The following is a 6,793-nucleotide window of genomic DNA, read 5'->3' as shown; positions in this document are numbered from 1 at the left end:
TTTGGGGAGTATGTCGCAGGGTGGGCCCGTGCGGCGCAGGCGGTATCCGCATTAAGAAAAATGAAGATTGCCTCGATCGGGAAAATGCACGGTATGGGCGATACGCTGACCGACGAAGCGGCCTTCACCCGGGTCGTCGGTCCCGAAGTAAATCGCGAGTATATCGGCCGGGTTTTCCGGAATATGGAAATGACTAGCCGGGAGGAGGTCGAGGAGCAGATGAGAATTGATCGTGATCGGTTTGATGTCGATGAAGCTATGCCAGATAAGAATTTTCGGTATGCAGTCCGCATGTACCTGGGATTTAAAAAGTTACTTGAAGAGGGACAATATGCCGGATTTTCCGCCCATTTTGATACCTTTAAAGGGGATGGGCGTTTTGAGCAGATCCACATGCTTGCGGCTTCCAACCTGATGGCCGACGGTTTCGGATATGCGGCGGAGGGAGATACCAACACGGCCAGTATGGTGGCAGCGGGACATTGTCTGGGGGGGGGAGAGGCCCATTTTACCGAAATGTATGCCATGGACTTCAAACGAAACTCGATGCTGATGAGCCACATGGGGGAGGGGAACTGGAGAGTCGCCCGCAGGGATGAAGCCGTCCGCCTGGCTGACCGCGAGTTGGGGATCGGAGGCCTGAATAACCCGCCGACCCCCGTTTTCCGGGTTGAACCGGGTCGGGCTACCATCGTCTCACTGGTGCACCTGACCGGCGAAAATTTTCGGCTCGTCGTGGCGCAGGGAGAGGTATTGGATGGGCAAAAATACCCGGCCATCGAAATGCCCTATTTTCATTTCAGACCGGATTCCGGGTTGCGGGCATGTAATGACGGATGGCTGAAAGCGGGCGGTACGCACCACCAAACCCTGTTACTGGGCGACTACCGTCAGGAATGGCAAATACTTGGTAACATGCTGGGGGTCGAATACGTGGAAGTCTGACCGCCCGCTAAACCCGTGAGAAAAAACGGGCTGCTTCATTGTAATGTTAACTTAATATCTATACAGGGATTTCATGGGAACATTAGCAGTAGTTGACTGGATGGTCATTGGACTGTACTTCCTGCTTATTGCGGGGCTGGCCTGGTGGGTCATCAAACAAAAGACCGATACCACAACAGATTATTTCCTGGCGGGCCGGCATCTTGGATGGATTATCGTCGGGACGTCTATATTTGCCTCTAATATCGGTTCCGAACACCTGGTGGGCTTAACCGGGACGGGAGCGACAGATGGTGTGGCGATGGCCCATTACGAGCTGCACGCCTGGTGCCTGTTGGTCCTGGGATGGGTGATGCTCCCCTTTTATATACGGTCCAGGGTGTTTACGATGCCCGAATTCCTGGAAAAGCGGTTTTCTCCCTTGGCACGGACTTTGTTGTCAGGCGTCTCACTGCTCGCCTACGTACTTACGAAAATTGCCGTCGGTATTTTTGCCGGCGGTATCGTGTTCAGCGTGCTGATCCCGGAGCTCAGCTTCATGGGGATGAACAGCTTCTGGATCGGGTCGATCCTCGTAATCGTCTTTACGGGGCTGTACACTGTTTTGGGGGGGCTTCGTGCCGTGGCTTATACAGAAGCGGTTCAAACACTGGTGCTTATCTTTGGATCCGTGATGGTTCTTTATTACGGGTTGGACGCCATTGGTGGCTGGAACCGGCTATACGAGGTGGCGGGACCCGAGATGTTTGATTTGTGGAAACCGATCGTGCCTGACGGTTACAGTGCGACCTGGGCACCGGTCCTGGGAGAGGGAGAAATGGCCTGGTACTTTAACAGTAATTATCCCTGGCTCGGGATGCTGTTTGCCGCCCCTATTGTGGGACTGTGGTACTGGACGACCGACCAGTATATCGTACAGCGGGCCCTGGGGGCTCCCAATGAGAAGGAAGGCCGTCGCGGGACGATCGCGGCTGCTTTCCTGAAGCTTCTGCCCGTGTTTCTTTTCATTATCCCCGGAATTATTGCGTTTGCTCTTGCCAAGTCGGGAGAGATGGCCGTACTTCAGGAGGCATTGATGAATCAGCAGGGAGAGATTATCAATGAGAATGCACAGGCCTCGTTTCCCTTGCTGGTGGCGCATATCCTGCCGGTGGGGATCCGCGGTATCGTGGTAGCGGGACTTCTGGCTGCGCTGATGAGTTCGCTGGCAGGGGTATTCAATGCCTCGTCCACGCTTTTTACGATGGACTTTTACAGTAAGTTCAGACCTGACGCCTCCGAAAAGCATCTGGTTTGGATGGGGCGACTGGCAACGGTTGTAATGGTGATTATAGGCTTGCTCTGGATCCCGGTCATCCAGGGAAGTCGGGGATTGTACGACTACCTGCAGGGCGTGCAGGCGTATTTGGCTCCCCCCATATTTGTGGTTTTCTTCTTCGGCGTCTTTTTTAAGAGGCTGAACAAACAGGGGGCACTGTCCGCACTGATCGTGGGACTGTTCCTGGGAGTATTCCGCCTGGCTATCGATACGCCCGTGATGCTGGGCGAGGGCTTTGCCTATGCCGAAGGTTCTTTTTTCTGGATCGTCAACAATATTTTCTTCCAGTACTACAGCCTTTTTATTTTTCTGGTCTGTATTGCCGTAATGTTTGGCGTGAGCTATATGACGGATCCGCCGAAATACGAGAAAATATCCGGGTTGACCTACGGGACGCTCACCGATGAAGATAAACGCATGTCCCGTGAAAGCTGGAACTGGGTGGATGTTTCGCTTTCGGTTCTGCTCGTTGCCGTTATAGGGTTTATCTATATCTATTTCAGCGGGTAGCCGGTTTTCTCACAAGTATATTACTGAATATATTGTAACCTTTTGCAAAGCAATGAGTTGTATCAATGTTTAATCCGTTTAAAAAGTACCAGGATGTTTTTCCTGCGAAATTTATCCTTCAACTGCGTTGAAGATAGAATGGTGTGCTCAATGTACCCAAATACATTTCCGCGACCATTTTATCTTCGTCTTGCTGACAAACCCCGAGAATTCGGGGCTTGGTGAGAAAACGGGATGGGGTTGTTGAGTTATTGTGCGGCCATGTATTGTGCCATTTTTGGAACGACGCAAAAGCGGAACCCAAAACGTTGCCGGCTGAATAAATGGTGCTGGCATTTTCTGCTCCTGTACTAAAATCATTTAACTCGTCCCTCCGGTCCTCCAACAGGAAATGATTTTTAACGCTCCGGCTCCGGTCACTCATTTCAGCACCATTTATTAGGCCGGGATAGACTGGGTGTTTTTTAAGCGACACTACGTCACGGCAAAGAGTTTGGCGAGAAGCAGGGAGATCGGGAGTAAAAGCACCACCGCGATTCCCGTCAGAAAGCCGCCAAAACCGGCAGCTATGGCGGCGTTCAATAATATAAGCGATAAAACGCCTCGTTTAACCGCTTTTTTTATGATATCCGGATTGGGCTCAAAAGCCGCTTTCCAGAAGGGGGGGATGACCATCCCGGCAAAGAATATAATAAAAAGAGAAGCGGTGCCCACCGCGTAACCGGGAAGAAAGCCCAGCAAGAATAAGCAGAGCGTCACCAGTACAATGAGTGCCAGCGCCGCCAGTCCCGATCTCCTGTCACCGCCGTGCACCTCGCCCTGGCTCACCAACGTAATAGATCCGATATATGCCACCGGCAGCAAGGCCAGGAACCAGATGGAGGAAAAAGAAGCCGGTATGATGCTGCATCCCAGCAATAGGTTGCCTCCCCTGCAGCCCCCCATGAAAAGGGGTCCCCACAGGGCAGAATGCTTGGCCCAATAGTCGTATAGCAGCGCACCACAGCTGACAGCTATCGCTATAAACCCGGCATAGCTGTTTACCTGGAAAGCGGCCAGAATACCTCCAAGCAGCAGGGCAGAACCGGCCAGGGCTGCCCCCGACTTCGATGCGCGTCCGCTGGGGATGGGACGCTCGGGGCGTTCTTCGGCATCCAATCCGGCATCAAAGACGTCATTAAATACCACGCCCCCGCCGTAGAGACCAAAGGTGGAAAGAAGCAGCCACCCAAGATTCGGATGAGTGACAGACAAGGCGCTCCCCGAGACGAGAATGACCCCGCCCGCCGCCGCAAAGCCGGCCAGTATATCGGCGAAAGCGGTAACGATGTTGGCGGGACGCATGAGCTCGCCGTAGGCCCGGAGGCGGGAGAATGGGGAAAGATCAGTTGATGTTGATGTACTCAATGAACGGATATAATTGTGTTATTAGCTACATTATATTGAATTGAACGTAACATGCATCTTGTAGCGTCCAGGCAAAGAGAATTATAAATGAAACATTAAAAATGCGGAAAATGCGATCCTGTTATCACGAGAAAACGGCGTTTCCGGCGGACCTTTCCTCCTGACAGTTGAATATTTTGCTAAAGTTGAACCCAGAAGCTACCAAAGGTCTCTGCTACTCAATAATAATATCATCCCTGTCGGGATCTTCTTTTTCAATGAACGGTTTGGAACCGCCGCGCAGCACAGAATTACCGCCATAGGTCTTGCTTTGATCGATCAGCGGCCGGTCCAGCCAGTCTTCTTCCTGAATCTGGCCGCTTTGCTTATAGGCGTCCAGCGCGTTTTGATAACATACCTGCCGGACCTCCTCTTTACTGAGCCCGCGCTCCAGCATCAGCTGGGCCGTTTTGGGAACCCCCAGGGGATCACTTTTACCCCAGTCCGCGGCGCTGTCCACAAAAATACGTTCCGTACCATACCGTTTGACAATCTCCACCATCCGTTCATTCCCCATCTTGGTACCCGGGTAGATGGTGAAGGCCGTCCAATAGCCGCGATCGAGCACCTCCTGGACCGTTTCTTCATTGTTATGGTCGATAATAACCCTGGAGGGGTCCAATCCATGTTCCTCACACAGGTCCATACTGCGGCTGGTGCCCTGCTTCTTGTTGCGGTGCGGCGTATGAATAAGGACCAGCTTATCCATTTTCTTTGCGAGCTCCAGCTGCTTGTGGAAATATTTTTCCTCGAGATCCGTCATGTCGTCATAGCCGATTTCACCGATAGCGACGACTCCTTCTTTGTTGGCAAAGCGGGGCAGCAGATCCATCACGTCTTCGGCCAGTTCTTCGTTATTTGCTTCTTTTGCATTCAACCCGATAGTACAATAGTGGCGAACGCCAAACTGTTCGGCCCGAAAGCGTTCCCAACCCACAATCATGCTGAAATAGTCAAGCATGGAACTGGCATCCGTCCGCGGTTGTCCCAGCCAGAAAGCCGGTTCGATGACCGCCACCACGCCCGCCTGACGCATCGCTTCGTAGTCGTCGGTTGTGCGTGAGATCATGTGAACATGCGGATCAATAAACTTCATTTCGTCAATGGACATAATGCGATATTATTTAATTTCAAATTGGTTTAAGAAACAGTGAAAACGGCATGGAATAAAACAAGTCAATCCGTATTAAACGCTGCGCCGATATCATCCCAGTCAACGGCTTCCTGCTTCACCTGCTGGACCGTTTCCCGGTGCTCTTTGAGCAAAACTGCTGCCTGCTCAGAGGGACTGTCCGACAAAGCCAGCACAGCGGCCTGTTGCTGCAGATCGTCTTCGTGATCAAGTACGCGTTCGAGATCGTCGATCATATCACCCAGTGCAAAAGGTCCCACCGGCCGCCACAGCTCGGGCGAGACACTCCGGTCGGCCGCCCAGCGCTCGTGAGCGTAGTCAACCAGCATCCTTGCCAGTTTCTCGTTCGCCCGGCGGTCAATGCCGTCAATAAGATAGAGCGGGCTATCTACAAAGAGCGCTTTAAGCACCACCTGGTTCCACGCCCCCTCATCCATAAAGTCGGCCGGATACGGGTTGCGCAGTGCCACTGCATTGAATACGGAGGTTATGTTACTTCGTATTCCCTCGGCCGCTCGTTGGGTCAGCTGTTTGGGATAGGGCATAACAGGGAGGCTTTGATACAGGGCAATAGCCTCACCCATGTCACTTGAAATAAACGTTTTTTCCAGAATGTCCAAAAAGTCTTCCTGTTCTCTCCCCGTGATGCTCAACACCAGGTACGTCCGTCCCAGCTGATCGAGCCTCCAGTGACCGGGCTGCCAGCGGGGACGCCGTTCCCGGGCTTCTTCAAGGTCGTCCGGTGATAAATCCAATGCATCCTTGCCGGTGTGCTGAGGGACGCCGCTGAACGAAGCAAAGAACTGCCAGTCCTCTGCCCCGGCTTTCAGCTCATCACTTGTTGATGTTATCCAGGAGAAGGCCTCCTCATCCAGCCTCTCCTGCAGCCATGAGCGTATTAATAATTGCAGGGATGGAATATCAATTTCCAGTTGAGATTCAGCCATTATAGCATATCTTTATTTAATTATAAAAGTAACCTGTGAGATAGTCCAATTGCCAACATTATTGGTATTTATTTTCTTACCTTTGGAAGATGCTACTGTAACAATGATTTCACAAAATTTCCAGTCTAATTTTTTATTTCACATAATATTACCATCTTTGCATCGGTTTTTATAACGTGGTCTCTTCGTGACTAATATGAAATTATTCGTTATTCTATTCCTACTTAAAGCTTTAGAATAATAGAAGGCTTTGCATAACCAGGGGTTTTGTTCAAGAGCAGCAATGATCCCTCTTGGGAGGATTAAGATGATAACTGCGAAATTTTTTTGTGATTAATCCAGGTTAAGAATGCAAAACGTCAGTTAACACCGTTAATTTGTTGCACTTATTGACCTATATGAATAGGTTCGCTTATTATGAAGATTATAGAACAAGAAGTACCAGTTTCATTTAACTACAACGTTTACTTTACCCGCGGATTGTTTGAACATGAT

5 protein-coding genes are annotated in these 6,793 nt (G+C 51.0%); 2 read left to right on the top strand and 3 right to left on the bottom strand.

Features of this window, described 5'->3' with window-relative positions; translation table 11 throughout:
- Both ACESLU_RS09770 and ACESLU_RS09765 read left to right on the top strand, forming a co-directional pair.
- The coding region (locus ACESLU_RS09770; RefSeq protein ID WP_372638468.1) for an arabinose isomerase at window positions 1-945 on the top strand (945 nt) is incomplete at its 5' end.
- A gap of 73 nt (window positions 946-1,018) precedes the next feature.
- Window positions 1,019-2,773 (top strand): sodium:solute symporter, encoded by a 1,755-nt coding sequence (locus ACESLU_RS09765; RefSeq protein ID WP_372638467.1) that lies wholly within the window; start codon window positions 1,019-1,021, stop codon window positions 2,771-2,773.
- Window positions 2,774-3,247: 474 nt separating this feature from the next.
- Here the strand turns inward: ACESLU_RS09765 and eboC are convergent, their stop codons facing one another.
- The 3 genes from eboC to ACESLU_RS09750 form a co-directional block, all read right to left on the bottom strand.
- Complete coding sequence (gene eboC, locus ACESLU_RS09760; RefSeq protein WP_372638466.1) at window positions 3,248-4,180, bottom strand: UbiA-like protein EboC; 933 nt, start codon at window positions 4,178-4,180, stop codon at window positions 3,248-3,250.
- 214 nt (window positions 4,181-4,394) lie between these two features.
- On the bottom strand, window positions 4,395-5,330 hold the full coding sequence (locus tag ACESLU_RS09755) for a TatD family hydrolase (RefSeq protein ID WP_372638465.1): 936 nt from the start codon (window positions 5,328-5,330) through the stop codon (window positions 4,395-4,397).
- A gap of 65 nt (window positions 5,331-5,395) precedes the next feature.
- The gene (locus ACESLU_RS09750; RefSeq protein WP_372638464.1) at window positions 5,396-6,298 is read right to left on the bottom strand and encodes an EboA domain-containing protein; all 903 of its coding nucleotides are present in this window, start codon (window positions 6,296-6,298) and stop codon (window positions 5,396-5,398) included.
- Between the last annotated feature and the right edge of the window lie 495 nt (window positions 6,299-6,793).

It is taken from the genome of Fodinibius sp. (assembly GCF_041642155.1).
Lineage (GTDB): Bacteria > Bacteroidota > Rhodothermia > Balneolales > Balneolaceae > Fodinibius.
The sequence above is the reverse complement of the archived record's forward strand: the minus strand, read 5'-3'. Positions and strand labels throughout refer to the sequence as shown.